This is a genomic window from Microbulbifer maximicatervae (SeqCode), from assembly GCF_052468095.1.
Map to the genome: position 1 here is coordinate 992,127 of NZ_CP174332.1, position 20,935 is coordinate 1,013,061.

The following is a 20,935-nucleotide window of genomic DNA, read 5'->3' on the forward strand; positions in this document are numbered from 1 at the left end:
GGTGAAGGATTTTTTTTAGGCATGGCTGTAAAATTCGACATGAGCAAGAAAGGGGAACAGCAATGTTCGAACTAGTTGATAGCGTACAGGATAAGCCTGTCATCAAGGTGATTGGTGTCGGCGGCGGTGGTGGTAATGCTGTTAAGCATATGATCGCCAATGATGTTGAGGGTGTAGATTTTATCTGTGCAAATACAGATGCACAGGCCCTCAAAGATGTTGAGGCCCGCACTATCCTGCAACTGGGTAACACAATTACACGCGGTTTGGGCGCAGGGGCAAACCCGGATATTGGCCGTCAGTCCGCACTTGAAGATCGCGATCGCATTGCTGAGGTATTAACCGGTGCGGATATGGTATTCATCACTGCCGGTATGGGCGGTGGTACCGGTACCGGTGGTGCACCGATTGTCGCTGAGATTGCAAAAGAACTGGGCATCCTTACCGTTGCGGTAGTTACTCGCCCATTTAAGATCGAAGGGCGCAAACGCACAGTTGTAGCTGAAGAGGGTATCCTCGAGCTGCGCGATAAAGTTGATTCTCTGATTACTATCCCCAACGATCGTTTGCTGGAAGTACTCGGTAGCAAGATCACAATGAAATCTGCTTACAAAGAGGCAGATAACGTTTTATTGGGTGCTGTACAAGGCATTGCCGACCTGATGATTCGTCCGGGCATCATGAACGTGGACTTCGCCGATGTGCGCACCGTAATGTCTGAAATGGGCATGGCGATGATGGGGTCCGGTTCTGCCGTCGGTGAAAACCGTGCGCGCGAAGCGGCTGAGAAAGCCGTGCGAAGCCCGCTACTGGATAACGTCAACCTGGCAGGTGCTCGCGGTATCCTGGTGAATATCATCACCGGTAGCGAAGAGGCGGGCTGTCAGGAACTGACCCTGGGTGAGTACTCTGAAGTAGGTGAGATTGTCCAGGAAATCGCCTCCGATGAAGCTACTGTGGTTATCGGTACAGCGGTAGATGATAAGCTCGGTGATGAGATGCGGGTTACCGTTGTGGCCGCAGGTCTTGGCGAGGGTACTCCTGCAGCGCGTCCGGCGAAGGTGGTGGATAATACTCGCCGCCCAGAGCCTCGCGAGCCTGTTCGTGAAACCCGTGAGGTTCGCGATACTCACAGCGCTCACGCTGGCCACAGCTCTGCGGGACTGGCAAGCCGCGAGGCCATTGATCCGCGCCCTCGTGCTGAAGCGGAGCGCCCCAAGCGCCCGGCTCCTGCCCTGAATCCCGCTGATGCGGATATGGAGTACCTGGATATTCCAGCCTTCCTGCGCCGTCAGGCAGACTAGGAAACGGTACCGCAGAGGCAGAACACCGCTCATGTCTGCCCGGCTCCGGCTGGGTATTGCCGCTGCGGTGCGGCTTTTGCTCGGGTCTACCTTGTCGAATGGGTGGGCCCTTGCCCGTTTGTGTAGATTTTGATCAGAACTGGTGAGTCGCAATAACTATCTAAAATAATTAACAATTATTAACAGCGCTTGCGGAGCTTAGGATCTTAGAATGCTGTCATAGCGACATGCGTTGGCGCTGCAATCTTTGCTTGATCTATCCTCATATAGGTAGGTGGTGCACAGTTGTGGTGACCACTCGCCCAGAATTGGTATTGGCGTCGCAATTGTGCTAGTATCGATGGCTTGCTGCGCCTTAGGGGCGTAGTCCACCGACGGGGAAAAGATAGTTTCATGATCAAACAGCGCACGCTTAAGAATGCTATTCGCGCCACTGGCGTAGGTCTGCACACTGGCAAGAAAGTTGTACTTACCCTTAAACCAGCGCCCGTAGACACCGGTATCGTGTTCCGTAGAACCGATTTGGACCCGGTAGTTGAAATCGAGGCTCGTGCGGAAAATGTCGGCGACACTCTCCTTTCAACCACCCTGGAAAAGGGTGATGTTCGCATTGCTACGGTAGAGCACCTGCTCTCGGCAATGGCGGGCCTTGGCATTGATAACGCGGTTGTCGAGTTATCCGCGCAAGAAGTGCCCATTATGGATGGCAGTGCCGGCCCATTTGTATTTCTAATTCAATCTGCAGGTATCCAAGAGCAAGCAGCTCCGAAGAAATTCCTGCGAATCAAGAAGCCAGTAACTGTAGAGGATGGCGATAAGGTTGCCAGCTTCCTGCCTTTTAATGGCTTTAAAGTGTCCTTCACAATCGACTTTGACCACCCGGTTTTCCAGGGGCGTAACCTGAGTTCATCCGTGGACTTCTCCAGTACCTCCTTTGTGAAGGAAGTGAGTCGCGCCCGTACCTTTGGCTTTATGCACGAAATCGAGTACCTGCGCTCCAAGGGCCTGGTTCAGGGCGGTTCCGTTGATAACGCAATTGTGATTGATCAGTACCGCATTCTGAATGAAGGCGGGTTGCGTTATGAAGACGAATTTGTGAAACATAAAATTCTGGATGCGATTGGCGATCTCTATCTTCTGGGGACCAGCCTGATTGGTGAGTTCAAGGCCTTTAAGTCTGGCCATGCGCTGAACAATAAATCCCTTCGCAACCTGATGGCTCAGGAGGATGCTTGGGAAATGGTCACCTTTGAAGGTGAGCAGGAAGAAGCACCGATCTCCTATATTAAGCCTATTTTGGCAGTTTGATACTTTCGCAAGAAGCCGGCATTATAGTGCCGGCTTTTTTGTATGATTGTTTCACAGAGAAAGCCTATAGATTTTTGGTATTCTTATCGGTTTGGCACCTCGGCTTGTGAGCTGGGGACTAACGAAAATTAAAAATGTCGAACTCCTCACAGTTCCTATGAAAGTAATCCTGGTTAATGAGCGCGGTGCGACTCGCAGCTTTAATTTTGGCAGTTTGAGCAAAGCCCTGTTGGGGTTGTGCTTGCTGAGCCTCCCTGTGGGTGCATTTCTGCTGGGGGCGAATTTACCGGTTACTAAAACTGACCTATTTGATTCCCGAACGGCCAAGGCCTGGAGCCGCGCACTGCGCAAACAGCAGGAAGAAATTGCTGAAGCAGATAGAGAGGCGCGGGAGCAGCTGGCAGCTCTTACCGTTAAGCTTGCAGAGTTGCAGGCGCGTTTAACTCGCCTTGATGCACTGGGTGAGCGTTTAACCTCTGTTGCCAATCTCGATGAAGGGGAGTTTGAGTTTGGCAGTGCTCCTGCTATCGGTGGGCCGGAAGACCCCGGAATCGCAGGTGCATCAGAGTTGCCGTATCAGCCACCGGAATTCCTGGATGTTATTGGGGATCTCTCTCATCAGATTGAAGATCGCCAAATGCAGCTGAACACTCTCGAATCTCTGATGGCGAACCTCAAACTTGAGGATGAGCAGTTTTTGGCAGGCCGCCCGATTAGCAAGGGGTGGATGTCTTCCCGTTATGGTTATCGCACCGATCCATTCACTGGCCGTAGGACCTGGCACAAGGGGGTGGATTTTGCCGGCAAGATGGGCTCCGATGTTGTTTCAGTAGCCGCAGGTGTTGTCACCTGGGCTGATGAGCGCCATGGCTATGGTCAGTTGGTAGAAATTAATCACGGCAATGGTTATTCAACCCGCTATGGGCACAATAGTGAGCTGAAAGTGGGATTGGGTGACGTGGTCAAGAGGGGGCAGACTATTGCCCTGATGGGTTCCAGTGGCCGTTCTACCGGGCCCCATGTTCACTTTGAGATATATAAGAACAACCGCACGGTTGATCCAGCTAGCTATATCCGCCGCACAGGCAGATAAGAACTATCCTTCCTTTACGCGTAATTGTTGGTAGCTTGGCATAAGAGTTGCCAGCGCTTGCGCCTTCCTGTTTACTTGCACCCCTCGCATAAAGGAGCGTCGGTGCATCGATCTGCCCGATATTAGCGCCGACAGCGCAAATAAGATAAGTGGTTTCTAGATAATGATTGGCAAACTGATTAAATCGGTCTTTGGTTCAAAAAATGACCGCGAGCTGAAGCGCATGCGACGCGTCGTGGGAAAGATCAACGCTTTGGAAGAGGATTTCCAGAAGCTTGACGATGCGGGCCTGCGGGCTAAAACGGATGAGTTTAGGCAGCGACTCGCTGACGGGGAAAAGCTCGATCAAATTCTGCCTGAGGCGTTTGCGGCAGTGCGTGAAGCGGGTCGCCGGGCCATGGGTATGCGCCACTTCGATGTTCAGCTGATCGGCGGGATGACCCTGCATGAAGGGCGTATTGCAGAGATGCGTACCGGTGAAGGTAAAACCCTGGTTGCAACCCTGCCGGCCTATCTGAATGCACTTGAAGGCAAGGGCGTTCATATTGTTACGGTGAACGATTATCTCGCTTCGCGGGATGCCAATTGGATGCGCCCGGTATATGAATTCCTGGGCATGACGGTGGGAGTTATTGTTTCCCAGCAGCCACCGGAAGAAAAGAAAGCGGCCTATGAGGCTGACATTACTTACGGCACTAATAACGAATTCGGTTTTGATTATCTGCGTGACAACATGGTGTTGCGCAAAGAGGATCGCACGCAGCGCCCTCAGAATTTCGCTATTGTCGATGAGGTGGATTCCATCTTGATCGATGAGGCGCGTACTCCGCTGATTATTTCTGGAGCCGCCGAAGACTCGTCCCACCTATATATGGCAATGAATAAGTTGGTTCCCCAGCTGGAGCGTGCCGAAGAAGGTGGGGAGGGGCACTACACCGTTGATGAAAAGACTCGCCAGGTTGAGCTGACGGAGCAGGGCCACTTGTTGATCGAAGACCTGCTGTCACGCAGCGGGTTAATGAAGGAAGATCAGTCCCTTTACGCCCCTGGGAACCTGGGTCTGTTGCACCACGTGCACGCTGCCCTGCGCGCGCATGTACTGTTTAATCGCGATGTGGATTACATCGTGCAGAATGGCCAGGTGGTGTTAATTGATGAGCACACAGGTCGGACCATGCCCGGTCGCCGTCTCTCCGAAGGCCTGCACCAGGCGCTGGAAGCAAAAGAGAGTGTGCAGATTCAGAGTGAGAGCCAGACTCTCGCTTCTACAACATTCCAGAACCTGTTCCGCTTCTACCCCAAACTTGCGGGAATGACCGGTACAGCGGATACAGAAGCGTTTGAATTTCAGCAAATTTATGGCCTGGACGTGGTGGTGATCCCCACCAATAAGCAAATTCAACGTGAAGATCTCAATGACCTGGTTTACCTGAGCCAGGAAGAGAAGATGGAAGCGATTATTGAGGATGTGAAGCACTGCCGTGAAAAGCAGGCTCCGATCCTTGTAGGTACTGCTTCTATCGAGACCTCAGAGGAAATGTCCCGCAAGTTGCAAAAGGCGGGCATTAAGCACCAGGTTCTCAATGCGAAATACCACGAGCGCGAAGCACAGATTATCGCCCAGGCGGGTCGCCCGGGTGCAGTGACTATCGCTACCAATATGGCCGGTCGCGGTACCGACATTGTGCTCGGTGGTAACTGGGAGGCTGAAGCGGCAGCCCTGGCCCAGGAGAAGGGTAGTGAGCTGACCGAAGCGGAGCTTGCGCAAGTTAAGGAAGATTGGGGTAAGCGCCACGAGCAGGTGATCGCTGCGGGCGGTCTACATATTATCGGTACTGAGCGTCATGAGTCCCGCCGTATTGATAACCAGCTACGAGGCCGTGCAGGTCGCCAGGGTGACCCAGGTGTTACTCGTTTCTATCTGTCCCTGGAAGATAACCTTATGCGCATCTTCGCCTCTGACCGGGTGAAGAATTTTATGCAGATGCTGGGTATGGAGCGCGGTGAGGCGATTGAGCACCGCATGGTTTCCAACGCTATCGAAAAAGCCCAGCGCCGTGTTGAAGGTCGCAACTTTGATATTCGCAAACAGTTGTTGGAATACGATGACGTGGCCAATGACCAGCGTCAGGTGATTTACGGCCAGCGCAATGAGCTGCTGGAAGCTGAGGTTATCAGTGATACGATCTCTGCCATTCGTGAAGATGTGGTTGACGGCATTGTCTCCGGTTCTATTCCCCCCCAGAGCGTGGAAGAGCAGTGGGATATTCCAGCTCTAGAGCAGCAGCTCTCTGGCGAATTGGGTATCCAGTTGCCGGTTCAGCAGTGGCTCGATGAAGATCGCACTCTGCACGAAGAGAGCCTGCGGAAAAAGATTACTGTCGCCGCGCAGGAAGCCTATGCTGCAAAAGTTTCCCGCATTGGTGAATCTTCCGGTGATGCCAATCTGATGCCGACTATCGAGCGTCAGATTATGCTGCAAGTGTTGGATCAGTTGTGGAAAGAGCATCTTTCCAGCATGGACCACCTGCGTGCGGGTATTGGATTGCGGGCTTACGCCAACAAAAACCCTAAGCAGGAATTCAAGCGCGAGTCTTTCCACCTGTTCCAGAGCATGCTGGAGAACCTCAAGCATGAAGTGGTGCGTATTCTTGCCCACGTAGAGCCGATGACTCGTGAGCAAGCGGAAGAGATGGAGCAGCGTCGCCTGGAAGAGCAGCGCAGGCAGCAGCTTGAGCTGCAACACGCTCAAGCTTCGGCGCTTCCAGAAAGTGAGCCCAAGGAGCAGCAGCCGGCTACCCCGGCACCGGAGCGTCGCGGTCCTAAAGTCGGGCGCAATGATCCCTGCCCCTGTGGTTCCGGGAAAAAGTACAAGCAGTGTCACGGTAAGCTGGCTTCCTCTACCCAGAGCTAATTATTTACTGCTTGAACTCAGAAAATGCCCCGCTTAGCGGGGTATTTTTTTAATCGGTAAAAGAATTATCTGCGGAAAAAAGTTTCCATTCCGCAGATAAGTCTATTTTTGGCTTGCCTTACTGAGGTTCGGCTTTGATAATGTCGACCGCTCATTTATTTCCGCTAATCCGTTTGGGTGGACCGGGGTCTAGGTTTGCCTGCGCTGTGATAGCCCAAAGTCGTTATTCTTATGCCTGAATTATCCATACCCGTTGTCGAAGGAGTTCGCCTCGCCAGTGTACCTGCCAGGGTCAAAGACTGGGAACGCAATGACCTGTTGTTGGTTAAGCTTGCTGAAGGAGCTTCAGTTGCAGCCACTTTTACCCAGAATACTTTTTGTGCGGCTCCAGTAACGGTTGCTAAAGAGCATATCGCCAAAGGAGAAGTGCGAGCCCTGGTCGTTAATGCCGGCAATGCCAATGCCGCTACTGGGGTAAGGGGGCTGGCGGATGCCCGGGCTACATGTGAGGCGGTGGCAGATGCACTGAAGATTTCTGCTGAACAAGTATTGCCTTTTAGTACTGGCGTCATTGGTGAGCACTTACCGATGGAGAGGTTACTCGCTGCTATTCCGGGGTCTGCTGGACAGCTTGATCCCGCCGGATGGGAGTTGGCGGCCGAGTCCATTATGACTACGGACACCCGGCCAAAGATTGCGAGCCGCAAGTTAATGATTAATGGTGAAGAGATTGCCGTTGTCGGTATTGCCAAAGGTTCCGGCATGATCCAGCCGAATATGGCTACCATGCTCGCCTATGTCGCCACTGATGCCGGTGTAACGCAGCCCCTGCTAGATAAAATGGTGCGCGAAGTTGTCGCGGCTTCATTTAATCGAATTAGCGTAGACGGAGATACCTCGACGAATGATGCTTGTGTTTTGATGGCCACAGGTGCGCGGGGGGAGATGATCAGCAGCTCTGAGAATACTGGCTACATGGAGCTGTACAGAGCAATTTCGGAAATACATATAGAGCTGGCCCAGGCCATTGTCAGGGACGGTGAGGGGGCGACCAAGTTTGTTACCGTACAAGTGGATGGCGCGCTCAGCAGTGAAGAGGCCTTGGCAGTAGCTTTTGAAGTCGGTGATTCTCCGCTGGTGAAAACTGCACTTTATGCTTCAGACCCTAACTGGGGTCGGCTAGTTATGGCGATCGGCAATGCTATCCAAGGCGAGTTAGACACCGATAAGGTGGAGATTTTCCTCGATGATGTACGGGTGGTAAGTGCCGGTGGGCGCGCATCTGGATATCAAGAGCAGGCTGGAGAGCGGGTATTTTCAAAACCCGAATTTAAAATCCGTATAGAGCTGGGTCGCGGTGTCTGCAGTGAGCATATCTGGACCTGTGACTTCTCTCACGAGTATGTCACCATCAATGCAGAATATCGGACTTGAGGTAGTAGAGTGAGTAAGGTTGTCCATGTTGCTGTCGGTGTAGTAACCCGAGGGGATGGCAAGATCCTGATTGCCCGCCGTCCCGACCATTTGCATATGGGAGGGCGCTGGGAATTTCCCGGTGGCAAGGTGGAAGCTGGTGAGTCTGTGCAGGAGGCGCTCTATAGGGAGCTACTTGAAGAAGTGGCCATTGAAGTACAGGAGTTGCAGCCGCTGATGGAAATTCGTCACGATTACCCTGAAAAAACCGTGCTGCTGGATACCTGGCAGGTAACGCGGTTTACGGGTGAGGCCCTCGGGCGAGAGCAGCAGGAAATCAAGTGGGTATCTGCTGGGGAGCTGGACAACTTCCACTTCCCCGACGCCAATCAAGCGATTATTGAAGCGGTAAAAGGGAGTTTCTCCTAAGCTTCATCTTGAACAGCTGCTTGCAGGCAGCTGTTCAAGTGAGTTGGATGGCCTTAATGGCGGGGCTTGTTCGGGTCCAGGTCATCACTCAGCACATCATCATACACTGACTCCCCGGGAATCTTGTGTCCCTCACTAGCCCATTCGCCGAGATCAATCAGCTTGCAACGTTCGCTACAAAAAGGTTTGAAGGGAAACTTATCGCTCCATTCAATGGGCTTTTTGCAGGTAGGGCAGTTGAGTGTCGGCGTTACGCTGGATTTAGGCATAAGTTAGCTTGGGCTCTAAAGTGATCTGAATCGGTATTGTACTCTAATTAACTTAGCTCGATTGTTCCAACCGGGCAATCCGTAAGTACTGCCGGTGGAGCTGCTCTACTTGAGCTTTGAGTGAGGCTAAGTCACTAGCGTTATCCAGTATGTCATCCGCTTTCTCTAGTCGTTGCTCCCTTTTTAACTGGGCCGCCATGATTTTGCGAATCTGCTCCCGCTGACTGTTATCTCGTGCACTGGCGCGCTCAAGCTGCAAAGCCTCGGGTAGATCGACTACACAAATCCTGTTAACGAGCTCATATTGGCCTGACTCAATCAAGAGGGGGGATTCCAATATTGCGTAGGGCCCCTGACTTGCGTTCAGTGAGGAAGTTATTTCTTCTCTAATCAGTGGATGTAAAAGGCTTTCCAGCCATTGCCGTTCACCTGGGTCGTCAAATACCAGTGTGCGCAGTTTGCTCCGGTTTAATTCGCCACTTTCCAGTAAGACATCGGCCCCGAAGTGTCGGGCTATCTGTTCCAGAGCCGGCTTTCCCGGTTGTACCACAACCCTTGCCGCCCAGTCTGCATCTACTACATTAATGCCCAGGCCACGGAAATACCCGGCTGCTGCTGACTTTCCGCTACCGATCCCGCCGGTTAAGCCTACGGTAAACAATGGCTGTCCTCCCCAAGAATAAATAAGGTTGCGGTATAAATAAAAACCCCGGCCAGATAGCTGGCCGGGGTCATAGTAATGCAATTGAATGGAGAGTAGGTAGTTGGCGGCTTAACCGGTAAGCCCAGAGATATTGAAATACCAGTTCATAATGTGGTTCCCCCACAGCATAGCGATCCAGCCGGCACCAGCGAGATAGGGACCAAAAGCGATGGGCAGGTTTCGGTCCCGCCCTACGGCAATGCTCCAGGAAATTCCCGCGATAGCCCCTACGACGGCAGAAAGTAGGATGACCATCGGTAGCACCTGCCAGCCAAACCAAGCTCCGATAGCTGCCAGGATTTTAAAGTCACCAGCCCCCATACCTTCTTTGCCGGTAACAATCTTAAAGATGTGGAACACCAGCCAAAGAGATAGGTAGCCGGCAATAGCACCGATTACTGCGTCCTGCAGAGAAGCAAACACTCCCCAAATATTGATGATTAAACCGGCCCAGAGTAGCGGCAGAGTAATACTGTCTGGAAGCAGTTGCTTGTCAAAATCGATACCTGTTAAGGCGACCAAGGCCCAGGTAAAAAAGCATCCAGCCAAAGCCTGCCAGGTGAAGCCCAATTGCCAGACAACGATAGCGGTCAAAATGCCGGTAATCAGTTCCACCATTGGGTAACGTTTGGAAATGGAGGTGCTACAGGAGCCGCACTTGCCGCGAAGAAATAGGTAGCTAACAATGGGGATATTTTGCCAGGCTTTGATCTCAACATGGCATTTGGGGCAGTGGGAGTGTGGTAGTACCAGATTAAAAGGCTTTTCTAACTCTTTCTGCTCCTCGCTAGGAGGCTCTTTATCAAAGTAACTATAGAAGTCCCGCTTATATTCTCGCTCCATCATAATGGGGAGGCGCAGGATTACGACGTTTAAGAAGCTGCCTATAAGTAGGCCCAAAATAAAGGCGCTGCCTATGAGCAGCGCCGGGTAAAAGGTTAGGGTTTCAATCATCTGTCTTAAACAACTTGACCCAGCTGGAAAATAGGCAGGTACATGGCGATCATCAAGCCGCCGACCAGAATACCCAGCACTGCCATAATTAGCGGCTCAAGCAGCGTAGTAAGGTTGTCGACCATATTGTCTACAGCCTCTTCGTAGTAGTCGGCTGACTTACCCAACATTTCATCCAGGGCACCAGACTCTTCACCGATGGCTGTCATTTGTATCAGCATGGTGGGAAAAACCCCCGATGTTCGTAGCGCGGTATTGAGGGGGATACCCGTTGCGACGGAATCTCTTATTTTAAGGGTTGCCTCGGTATAGATACTATTTCCGGTTGCTCCTGCAACAGACTTAAGTGCGTCGATCAAGGGAACCCCGGCGGCAAAGGTTGTCGAAAGGGTACGGGCGAAACGTGCTGAGATAGAGTTGTAGGTAATTTGGCCGATAATTGGCAGTTTTAAAATAAGGCGGTCAAAAAACTCGGCCACTTTTTTATTGCGCTTTTTGGCTTCGATCGTGCCGCCAATACCGACAATAGTAATAACAAGGGCTATAAACCAGTTTGCCTGCATCCATTCTGACATGCTGACGACCAGTTTTGTGAATGCGGGTAGATCCGCTCCGAAACTAGAGAAAGTGGTGGCAAATTGAGGGACTACCTTGATTAGCAGAATTGAAGTTACAACAAGTGCAACTGCAATTACCGCAATAGGGTAGGTCATTGCTTTTTTGATTTTTGCCTTTAAGGATTCTGTTTTTTCCTTATAGGTGGCAATTCTGTCTAGCATGGTTTCCAGTGCGCCAGACTGTTCACCTGAGGCAACTAAGTTGCAGAATAAATCGTCAAAGTACATCGGGTGTTTACGCAGTGCATCTGCAAATGCCGTGCCCGAGGCAACTTCGGTGCGTATTTTATAAACTAATTCTTTGACCCCCTGGTTATCCATACCGTCAGCAACAATCTCAAAGCTTTGTACCAGAGGTACACCAGCCTTCATCATGGTAGCCATCTGCCGAGTAAACAGTGCGATATCGGCAGGTTTGACTTTTTTCTTGCCGCCGCCGAACAGGGGGGTAGGCTTCTTCTGTACGCGATTGGCGATGATCCCCTGTTTGCGCAGCTGGGCCTTTACCAGTGCTGGACTTGTACCGTTGATCTCACCTTGAATTTTAGCCCCTTTACTGTCTACTCCCTTGTAGATGTATGCAACTGCTGTAGCGTTGGCCATAAATGTTACCCTGGATATACTTTTCACTTCTGCATATTTGAAGTCGACAGAAGAGTGCTTTTGATTCTTTATTCGATATCTTAAAACTCGGCGGCTTATACCGGCTTAAAACGAGATTTCACTGCGGAGCCTAATCCCATATTAGGCTAATAGCAGTTAATCCTTGGTGACCCGGTTGGCCTCCTCCAGGCTGGTGACACCCATCACAACCTTTCTCAGTGCTGAAACTCTCAGATTGTTGAAGCCCTCTTGCCGAGCTTGATCTGCAATCTGAATAGAGTTGCCTCCTTCCATTATAATTCTGGAGATGCCGTCAGTGATGCGAACCACTTCATACACACCTACGCGGCCCTTATAGCCTTTAGAGCAGTGCTCACAACCCACGGGCTGAAAGATGCTCCAGTCGCTTTCGGGGATTGTAACGGCGGAAAAGCCCTCAGCCTCGAGCACTTCGGGTGGAAGGGTGGCTGGTTTCTTACACTCATTACACAATCTTCGAGCCAGGCGTTGCGCAATAATAACGCTCACAGAGGTGGCAATATTAAAAGTAGGGACGCCCATATTCATTAGGCGAGTCAGGGTTTCCGGTGCAGAGTTGGTATGTAATGTTGAAAGCACCAAGTGCCCGGTTTGTGCTGCCTTAATGGCGATTTCGGCCGTTTCCAAGTCCCGAATTTCCCCCACCATAACAATATCGGGATCCTGCCGCAGGAACGAACGCAAGGCCTCGGCAAAGTCGAGTCCAACTCTTGCTGAAACATTGACCTGGTTGATGCCCTCGAGATTGATCTCTACCGGGTCCTCTGCGGTAGAGATATTGCGCTCCGGGGTGTTCAGGATATTAAGCCCCGTATAAAGAGAGACCGTCTTTCCTGATCCTGTGGGACCGGTAACTAAAATCATTCCCTGCGGTTGGGCCAAGGCGTCCATATAGATTTGCTTTTGCTCATCCTCATACCCAAGGGCATCAATGCCGAGCTTGGCAGAGGAAGGGTCGAGAATACGCAGTACAATTTTTTCACCCCAGAGAGTCGGCAGGCTGTTAACGCGGAAATCGATAGCCTTGGTTTTGGATAGCTTCATTTTTATGCGGCCATCTTGGGGAACCCGCTTCTCAGAAATATCCATCTTGGACATCACTTTGAGGCGTGCGGAAAGTCTGGAGGCCAATTGAATGGGAGGCTTGGCAATTTCGTGCAAGACCCCGTCGGTACGAAATCTCACTCTGTAGGATTTTTCGTAAGGTTCAAAGTGGATATCCGAAGCTCCGGTGCGGATTGCGTCGAGAAGCACCTTGTTTACAAAGCGAACTACCGGTGCTTCATCGCCACCGGGCTCCTCATCACTGCTGCGATCGGAATCGTCCTCACCAACATTGAGGGCATCAAGTTCCTCGTCCTCCATGCCATCGAGACCCGCTCCCATATCGTCACCCTGGGACAGGTAGTTCTCAATGGCTTTGGCAAGCTTATCGGCCTCGACTATAACGGGGTCAGTACTCAACCCAGTATTAAAATTTATCTCATCCAGGCCGGCAAGATTGGTTGGGTCCGCCACCGCTACAAATAGCCGGTTGCCCCTTTTATACAGCGGAAGAGCGAAGTGTTTACTGACAAGCTTATCGTCGACGATATCCCTTGGAATTAGCTCAAAGTTATAGCTGCTGAGGTCAAAAAGCGGAGTGCCAAATGCCTGTGAAGCGATCTTGGCGAGCTCAGAGCTTTTAACCAGTTTCGTTTCCGCTATATGCTGGACAAAGCTTTGATTTTCTCGTCGGGCCGCTTTAACGGCAGATAGCGCGGTTGATTCATCAAAAATTTGATCGGCAACCAAACGCTTGGCTAGGCCGCTTAGAGGGGGTGCTGTCATTGGTCACACTGCCGTATAGGGTTACTACATGCTTGTTGCTTAAGAAGCTGGGTTAGCCTAAAGCATTACATCCAAAGCGTATATTTAGGATATCGAACGGAATATAGCGAAATAATGAACGAGAGCCAATAAATTGAAAGACTTACTAAATGTCTCGGGTATAGCCGTCAACTGCCAAAGAGTGACAATTTTTGTCGGATATCGAAGATTAGTGTCAATCTCCATAGGGTGAATCCGATGCAGAGAACGAATGTGTGATCAGTAACGCAGTTGCAGGATGGGGTTGTAATTAGTATTTGTTAACGTTGGCACAAAGCTTGTATATTGTTCTGCGACTTCCTCACGGGATTCACTATTTCAAATAGTCTGTATGGAGACGGTTACAATGAAAAAGCAACAGGGTTTTACTCTTATTGAATTAATGATCGTAGTCGCGATCATCGGTATTTTGGCAGCTGTAGCTCTGCCGGCTTACCAAGATTACACCGCTCGCTCCCGAGTAGCAGAGGGCCTCACTTTGGCTACTGAAGCGCGCGCAATTGTTGCTGACAACGCAGCTAACGTAGTGCCGGATGCTGCCGGTGGTTTTGCAGCCGGTTACCCAACCTCTGCTGCAATTAATGCTGCGACTACCCCTTGTGCTGCTGCCGGTACTTGTACCTTGACTCTGGGTAATAACGGTGCTGTAGGTGGCTCCCAGAATGTAAACACCATTGTGGTAACAACTTCTACTGGTCAGATTGATATCGCTTTCGGTACTCGTGTATCCGCTGCAGGTACTGAGACCCTGAGCCTGATTCCCACTGCTGCAGGCGCTGCCCTGGTGGTAGGTACTCGCCCAACCGCACCAATTATCTGGACTTGCTACGCTGCAGGTAAGGCTAATGCTCCAGCACAGGCAACTCTGCCAGGCAATATTGCACCGGCTGAATGTCGCGCATAATCCTGCTTAAGTTGTGATAAAAAGCCTCCTTTATAGGGGGCTTTTTTTGTTGATAAGGTAGGTAGATGTTACAAGCAAAGTTAAAAGCGACGGGCTACCACGCTCTGATTACATTATCGGTAGCGGCTTTGATGCTGGTTGCCGTTTATGGGATTTGGTATCCAGGCGAACTTGCCGACATGATGGCGGGGGCGAATCTCTTTTTGCTTGTAATGGGCGTAGAGTTGGCCATGGGGCCTTTGATGTCTATGGTGATCTTTAACCCCCAGAAGCCCAGGCGTGAATTAGTCCGCGATTATCTTTTGGTGGGAACGGTACAGCTGGCTGCATTGATTTATGGGTTGTATGTAGTCACACTTTCGCGGCCGGTCTATCTGGTTTTTGTTAAAGATCGAATAGAAGTCGTTGCCGCTTCTGAGCTGGATGCCGTTGATATGAAAGCGGGAGCCAATGGCTATACGGATAAGCCCTGGTTCGGCCCAAAACTGGTCTGTACAGAGGGGCCGGTAGATGCCCAGGAAAAATCAGATTTGCTTATCTCAGCGTTGAAAGGTAAAGACATCCAGTTGTACCCTAAATATTACCGACCCTGTTTTAAGGATGAAATAGCCGGTAGGGCCTTTGGAAGGGACAATTTTGAACTTATTGCCAAGGCCAAACAGCAATCCCTACCTTCAAATCTACAGAATCAAGACTTCTTATGGTTGCCCGTTGTAACACGATTTGGGGCTTGGACCGCCGTTTTTACGAAGGAAGAGGGAGTTGATAACGCGACCTACTATGACATCTATCCTTTTGAGCAGAGATGACTTTTGGGCTGCCAGTGATATGAGTTTAAAGCCTTCTCTCTTCCTGTACTTAGATATGAACTCCTCCCTCACTAGGTGAAGTAGAGTTACTTGAGTGAGGGTTGCTCGATAAGGTCACTGGAATACGTCTAGGGGAAGTGTTTTCAATGAAAATTTCTTGTCTTCTGGTAATTTTTCTCATTGACACTTGATATTCTTCTGGCGATGACATGGGTGGTCTTATAGCTGTTGTTATTGGCTTCTTTAGAGATTTGTAGCTCCCCATGAACAATCAATATGCCTCCATGGATAATCTCTGCTTTATATAAGGTTTGATAGGCCTCATAAATCACTACATTTATGCAGCCTGTTTCATCTTCCAGGGTTAAAAACATCACTCCAGATGCGCTTCCGGGCCGTTGTCGGCAAGTTACCAGTCCAATGATGTCAATCTTTTCTTGATCAAGACGGTAGGTAAGATCCTTTGCCTTAGTATATTTCTGAAATTTCTTTTGCCTTCTTAGTAGTGCGACAGGATGTTCGCCTAGAGTTAATCCTGTACTGCTATAGTCAATGTCGCTACTGTCTTTTATATAATTTCGCGGTAAAAATTTTGTCTGTGGCTTGCTGTAATCGGTTTCTATAGAAGTCCAATTGTCGTTATGGCGATTTCGAGTCAAGCTGATAAATGCATTAGCCTTAGTAAGGCAGGAAAGCTGCTCATGGTTTAGCTTTGAAAGTTCTTGAAATTGTTTTAAAGATTGGACTTTTGCATCCGCTCTAAGCTTTAGGATAGCTTTCTCTGTGGTTTCTTTTAGCCCTTTAATTAGACGCATGCCCAGGCGTAAAGCGGGAGTTTTATTGCTGAATGCTGAATTTTCCTTGGACGGTATTGCCGGCGTGTTAACTGCTGTTTTTCCTTTAGCATCGTAATTTTTTGAGGAGGCTCTTTGTTGAGGTGAAGAGGGCTCTTGTATCTCTAAGCTGTGATCCCAATAGCTATAAAGTACATCAATAGGCAAAACCTTAACTCCATGCCGTTGAGCATCATAAACCAGCTGTGCCGGCGCATAGAATCCCATCGGTTGGCTATTGAGCAGCCCACAGTAAAAGGCCGCTGGGTGATGGTATTTAATCCAGGCAGAAAAATAGGCTAAAAGCGCAAAGCTTGCAGAGTGAGATTCGGGGAAGCCATAGGAGCCGAAACCTTTCATCTGGTTGAAGAGCTGTTCAGCAAAACTTTCCCTATAGCCATTACTTTGCATCCCCCGCACGAGCTTATCCCTGAATTTATACAAGTCCCCATTTTTTCCCCAGCTGGCCATGGCTCGGCGAAGCTCATCCGCTTCACCGCCGCTAAACCCTGCTGCGACCATCGATAGTTGAATAACTTGTTCTTGAAATATAGGAACACCGAGAGTGCGCTCAAGCACTGGGCGTAAACTGTTATGAGGGTAGCGCACGGTCTCCAACCCCTGCTTGCGTTTCAAATAGGGGTGTACCATGCCGCCTTGAATTGGCCCAGGGCGGACAATGGCGATTTCTATAGTAAGCTCATAAAAATTTCGAGGTTGTAATCTTGGTAGCATGCTCATTTGAGCGCGAGATTCAATTTGAAAGACTCCAACGGTATCGGCCTTGCACATCATTTCGTAGACCTGTGGATCTTCGGCGGGAATATCTTGCAAACGCAATTTGGGGCCGTATAGAGCAATATAGTTCAGGGATTTACGCAGTGCAGTCAGCATACCCAGCGCGAGCACATCGACCTTCATTAGTTTTAAATCTTCAATATCCTCTTTGTCCCATTGGATTAGGGTGCGATCCTCCATAGCGGCATTTTCAATAGGAACCAGCTGGTGCAATGGTTGTTCTGTAATAACAAAACCGCCCACATGTTGCGATAGATGTCTTGGAAAACCATATATTTGCTGCAGTAACTGTGGGAACATTTTTCCTATTGCGCTGCTCGGATCTATTCCCACTTTCTGCATCTGTTGGGGGAAGCTATCTAGAGTGTCCCACCAGGCGCGTTCAGCAATAAGTTGTTCTATTGTGGCAGCGTTGATACCAAGGGCTTTGCCGATATCCCTTACGGCACTTTTAAAGCGGTAGGTGATCTTACTAGCGGTAAGTCCAGCTCTTTTGCGGCTATATTTTGTGTAAATATACTGAATAACTTCTTCACGTCGTTCGTGCTCAAAGTCTACATCAATATCTGGGGGTTCATTGCGTTCCCGTGAGATAAACCGTTCAAATAGCAATCCAATTTTATGAGGATCTATCTCTGTGATGAATAGGCAGTAGCAAACTACTGAATTGGCTGCGGAGCCACGGCCCTGGTACAAGATATGATTTTCCCGGGCAAACTGGACTATATCATAAATGGTTAGAAAGTAATGCTCATACTGCAGTTCTGCTATTATTGCGAGTTCTTTATTGATAATCTCATCAATTCTCTTTTCAGGACCCTGTGGCCAGCGAGCAGCCCTTCCTATTTGTACTAGCTTTTTTAAATAGCTGCTCGCATTACTTTCTTGAGGGATAACTTCTGATGGGTATTCGTAACTGAGTTCGCTCAAGCAAAAAGTACACTGTTTGGCAATAAGGTTGGTATTGTCTATAGACTCTTTGGAGTGTAACGACTGGATATCACCTAAGCTGCGAAGGTAACGTTCAGCATTTTGCTCAATACGATACCCTAGATTATCCAGGGTACAGTTATGATAATTTGCGTTGAGTACATCTTGTAATGGCTTTCGGCTATAGCAGTGCATCAACACATGATTGGTTGCAACCAAGGAAATATTCTCTCTTCTTGCAAGCTCAGTAATTATATTGGACTTAAGGCTTTCCTCTGCGTGTAGGTGGTTGTTGATGGCAATGTAAAACCGTTCGCTGAAGGTTTTCTTGATTTCTTCAGGTATTTCTATCTTAATGAAATTTGGAATCCAGATGGCAATTAGGTTTTTGCATAGCTCTACCAAGTCACTTTGATAAGTAATGTAGGTTCCTTTTTCCGCCCTTAAGCGTGATTTTGAAATTAACTGGCATAGCTCGCTGTAGGCAGTTTTGTCCGGAGCCAGTAGAATTATTTCTATGTTGTTATGGAGCCGGAAATAACTGCCAAAAATTAGTTTAAACTCGGGATTTTTAGAGTCTGTAGACTTGATGGTTTCAAGTTCTTTATAGGCTCTAACAGCTCCGGAAAGGGAGCATTCATCGGTGATAGCAAGGGCTGTATATTGCAGGTTGTAAGCAGTTTGGACTAATTCCTGCGGATGCGATGCCCCCTGCAGAAAAGAAAAGTTGCTTTGACAAAAGAGTTCGGCGTACCTCATGCTGATTCTCTCGGCGTCTATCTGTTGATTGTGATGGGATTTGGGTTTTGGTGAAGATCAGTATTAAGAAAGGGGTTTAGGCTTAGCTATAAACGCCATGTAAAAACCACTCTTCGGTTGTAAGATCCTGAAAGACCCAGTAGAGCTCATCTCTTTTATTTCTTGCGATATAGTAATCCCGCCCATGACGCCCGTGCTGCCACCAATAGCCATCAATTCGCTCTGGCCCCTGTAATAGTTGTAGCTCTCCCTGATAAAATAACTTGTGCTCGCTACTTTCCAGTTTGGTTGGACGAGCTAATAGCCAGTTGGGGCGCGGTGCTTGGATGGGCTTAATTTGCTGTCCCTTAGCGTTACTTTTAATTATCAGGGTATCTGTATTTTGCCAGGCCTGCTCTGGTAGGTAGCTTTCTTTTAGGGCAATTCCCGAGAGTGCTTGATGACCGAGGCGGGCTTTTAATTTGTCTAATAGCTGTTGATTGCGTTTATGTTGGCTGCCTTCACCAAATAAATCTTCATCCAGTGATCCCTGCTCCAAGGGGAGTAAATGCTTGCAATTTAAGCTGATGGACTGCACTGGCTGATCAAGAGTTACTCTTTCCATTTGCAGCTTGGTTAGTGCTATTAGGCGTTGAGGGTCCAACTGCGGAGTGGAGAGTTCTACGGTTATTTCCTGAGATTTATTTTGGCCGAAATCCATATGCCAATTTAACTGTTGTGTGTAGAGCTGGCGTCGCTGCAACTGGAAGCATAATTCCCTTAGTAGGCGACCGATAGGAAATAGCAGCTGTTCGCTATTATCCAAGGGGCTGGGGAAAAATAGCTCGCTGCGGAATTGTGCTGGGGGCTGATAACTACAGACTGGATCTTGGCGAGTTCCGTTCAGGCGTGCCAGGTAGTCCACAAATGGGCGACCAAAACGAGAGCCTACCTCAGAGAGTGGAATAGCGAGCAGCTGGCTTACTCGCTTGATACCACATGCGTAGAGCTTGGAAATAGTTTTGTTGTCGCAATTAAGGAGCTTGGATGGGGCAAAGCTAATCCACTGTCTCCACTGCTGAGGGCTGGGCGGAGAATCTGATTGCGCAAGCCAGTGCCGGTGTTCGGTCAGTTGGCTTAGCATATGAGCTGCACTGGGACTGTGGCCGAGGCCCATCAGGCTGTAGATCCCCATCTGTTCAAGCTCATCGCTCAGCTGTTGTATCAATGCCTTGAAGCCACCGCTGGCTTTTAGGCAGCCACTCAGTTCCAGATAGAGGTGGGCGGGAGTGCTCTCGCCATTACTCAAAAGCCCTGCGGACTGAGGTGATACAAGTGGTGTAAAGCTGTATGCCCACTGGGCCAGCTGCTGTAACTCTTGTTGTTCCCGCTGGGAATCGCGTTGTAGCAGCTGTAAGTCTGCACAGAGAGCAGACGCAGTGGCAATACTGAGCCCGGTCTCGACGCCGCATTGGGATGCCGCTGGGTTTCTATCAATCACCAACTGTTTTTCAACCACAACTTGGGGTAGAGCCTCTTCTCCTTGTTGCTGAGCGCGGGTCAGAACTTCTAACGGAAGCCTGGGGAATTGAATACAAAGCCAGAGCATGGAGCTATCCCTCGGAACCGTTCAGTGCATTGGTTGGTCCCGTCGGACCAGTTTTGCTGCTCTTGCCAAATAGAGGTTCTGGCCTGAATTTCCACCCAATTGCTTTAAAAGCCTTAGTGCCAGCTCTCCTTCCCTGGGAGTGAGCTGTATGCGCAAGCTCGCGGGTGAGGGGTTTGCTGATTCACACTGAGGGCGAAAGTGGAAGTGCAGACAGTCCCCATTGCGGGCAGCGAGTTGCAGGCGACGAAGATCTTTATGCTTCTGGGATTGCCGCCCCTGCCAGCTGAGTAAGGCACCACAGCTTCCGGATTGTAGGGACTGCTCGATCGCCCAGAGAGTATCCTTGGGGCCTCGGGGGTGCAGGATCAGCAGGTTCTCAAGGCGGATACCACTGTTGGCCAATGAGGGCGCATAGGGGATATGGGGTGGATTGACCAGTATGATCATTTGCCCCCTCTGAGTGAGATTTGCCAGGGCCGGAAGTATCAGGGTGAGTTCACCGATACCCATCTGGTCCATGAGTAGCTCAGTAGTGGCCCCTCTTGGCCAGCCGTGGTTCGCTAGGAGGGCATCGAGGCTTGGATAACCACTGGCGATGCCGTTTCGCTGTCGTCGGGGTTCATTCGCTGCTTGCCAGATATCGGCTCTGGTGAGTAGCTGTGCCAGTTTCTGGTGTTTTGCCTGGCGGTCTAACTGATTGTTTTCTATGAAGTTTTCTGCGCTGCCCACGATTCCACCACTGAATTTTAGTCCGATCTGGCCACTATCTTCGCCTTAAACTGTATGTGCATACAGTAGC

The 20,935-nt window shown here is 49.8% G+C and carries 16 protein-coding genes; 8 read left to right on the forward strand and 8 right to left on the reverse strand.

From position 1 onward, the window contains the following. Positions 1-62: 62 nt before the first annotated feature. The 6 genes from ftsZ (at position 63) to mutT (ending at position 8,461) form a co-directional block, all read left to right on the forward strand. Positions 63-1,304 (forward strand): cell division protein FtsZ, encoded by a 1,242-nt coding sequence (gene ftsZ / locus ACJJIL_RS04330; protein ID WP_445361274.1) that lies wholly within the window; start codon positions 63-65, stop codon positions 1,302-1,304. Positions 1,305-1,697: 393 nt separating this feature from the next. Next, on the forward strand, positions 1,698-2,612 hold the full coding sequence (gene lpxC / locus ACJJIL_RS04335) for a UDP-3-O-acyl-N-acetylglucosamine deacetylase (RefSeq protein WP_282933860.1): 915 nt from the start codon (positions 1,698-1,700) through the stop codon (positions 2,610-2,612). Between the two features lie 157 nt (positions 2,613-2,769). Continuing rightward, positions 2,770-3,705: a M23 family metallopeptidase gene (locus tag ACJJIL_RS04340; protein WP_413663007.1), complete on the forward strand. Its 936-nt coding sequence runs from the start codon at positions 2,770-2,772 to the stop codon at positions 3,703-3,705. 163 nt (positions 3,706-3,868) lie between these two features. Next, the gene (gene secA / locus ACJJIL_RS04345; RefSeq protein ID WP_445361275.1) at positions 3,869-6,619 is read left to right on the forward strand and encodes a preprotein translocase subunit SecA; all 2,751 of its coding nucleotides are present in this window, start codon (positions 3,869-3,871) and stop codon (positions 6,617-6,619) included. 231 nt (positions 6,620-6,850) lie between these two features. Then, complete coding sequence (gene argJ, locus ACJJIL_RS04350) at positions 6,851-8,053, forward strand: bifunctional glutamate N-acetyltransferase/amino-acid acetyltransferase ArgJ (protein WP_445361276.1); 1,203 nt, start codon at positions 6,851-6,853, stop codon at positions 8,051-8,053. A gap of 9 nt (positions 8,054-8,062) precedes the next feature. Then, complete coding sequence (gene mutT, locus ACJJIL_RS04355) at positions 8,063-8,461, forward strand: 8-oxo-dGTP diphosphatase MutT (protein WP_445361277.1); 399 nt, start codon at positions 8,063-8,065, stop codon at positions 8,459-8,461. A gap of 53 nt (positions 8,462-8,514) precedes the next feature. Here mutT and yacG read toward each other — a convergent pair whose 3' ends face one another. The 5 genes from yacG to pilB all read right to left on the reverse strand — a co-directional run bounded on the left by yacG (position 8,515) and on the right by pilB (position 13,476). Then, positions 8,515-8,730 carry a DNA gyrase inhibitor YacG gene (yacG, locus tag ACJJIL_RS04360; RefSeq protein WP_108734183.1) on the reverse strand — a complete coding sequence of 72 codons (216 nt, stop codon included), beginning with the start codon at positions 8,728-8,730 and terminating at the stop codon, positions 8,515-8,517. 52 nt (positions 8,731-8,782) lie between these two features. Continuing rightward, entirely contained in the window at positions 8,783-9,391 is a 609-nt protein-coding gene (coaE, locus tag ACJJIL_RS04365) for a dephospho-CoA kinase (protein WP_445361278.1), read from the reverse strand. A gap of 111 nt (positions 9,392-9,502) precedes the next feature. Next, positions 9,503-10,387 (reverse strand): prepilin peptidase, encoded by an 885-nt coding sequence (locus ACJJIL_RS04370; protein ID WP_445361279.1) that lies wholly within the window; start codon positions 10,385-10,387, stop codon positions 9,503-9,505. A gap of 5 nt (positions 10,388-10,392) precedes the next feature. Then, positions 10,393-11,607 carry a type II secretion system F family protein gene (locus tag ACJJIL_RS04375; RefSeq protein ID WP_445361280.1) on the reverse strand — a complete coding sequence of 405 codons (1,215 nt, stop codon included), beginning with the start codon at positions 11,605-11,607 and terminating at the stop codon, positions 10,393-10,395. A 156-nt stretch (positions 11,608-11,763) separates the two neighbouring features. Then, complete coding sequence (pilB, locus tag ACJJIL_RS04380; RefSeq protein WP_445361281.1) at positions 11,764-13,476, reverse strand: type IV-A pilus assembly ATPase PilB; 1,713 nt, start codon at positions 13,474-13,476, stop codon at positions 11,764-11,766. Between the two features lie 385 nt (positions 13,477-13,861). On the opposite strand from pilB, the gene ACJJIL_RS04385 reads away from it, so the two are divergent. Continuing rightward, on the forward strand, positions 13,862-14,419 hold the full coding sequence (locus ACJJIL_RS04385; protein ID WP_445361282.1) for a pilin: 558 nt from the start codon (positions 13,862-13,864) through the stop codon (positions 14,417-14,419). 65 nt (positions 14,420-14,484) lie between these two features. Beyond that, positions 14,485-15,228 carry a hypothetical protein gene (locus ACJJIL_RS04390; RefSeq protein WP_445361283.1) on the forward strand — a complete coding sequence of 248 codons (744 nt, stop codon included), beginning with the start codon at positions 14,485-14,487 and terminating at the stop codon, positions 15,226-15,228. A gap of 143 nt (positions 15,229-15,371) precedes the next feature. Here ACJJIL_RS04390 and ACJJIL_RS04395 read toward each other — a convergent pair whose 3' ends face one another. The 3 genes from ACJJIL_RS04395 to imuA all read right to left on the reverse strand — a co-directional run bounded on the left by ACJJIL_RS04395 (position 15,372) and on the right by imuA (position 20,865). Next, the gene (locus ACJJIL_RS04395) at positions 15,372-18,548 is read right to left on the reverse strand and encodes an error-prone DNA polymerase (RefSeq protein WP_445361284.1); all 3,177 of its coding nucleotides are present in this window, start codon (positions 18,546-18,548) and stop codon (positions 15,372-15,374) included. Positions 18,549-18,630: 82 nt separating this feature from the next. Beyond that, positions 18,631-20,136, reverse strand: a complete 1,506-nt coding sequence (locus ACJJIL_RS04400; protein WP_413662996.1) for a Y-family DNA polymerase — start codon at positions 20,134-20,136, stop codon at positions 18,631-18,633. Positions 20,137-20,157: 21 nt separating this feature from the next. Next, the gene (gene imuA / locus ACJJIL_RS04405; RefSeq protein WP_444911365.1) at positions 20,158-20,865 is read right to left on the reverse strand and encodes a translesion DNA synthesis-associated protein ImuA; all 708 of its coding nucleotides are present in this window, start codon (positions 20,863-20,865) and stop codon (positions 20,158-20,160) included. Between the last annotated feature and the right edge of the window lie 70 nt (positions 20,866-20,935).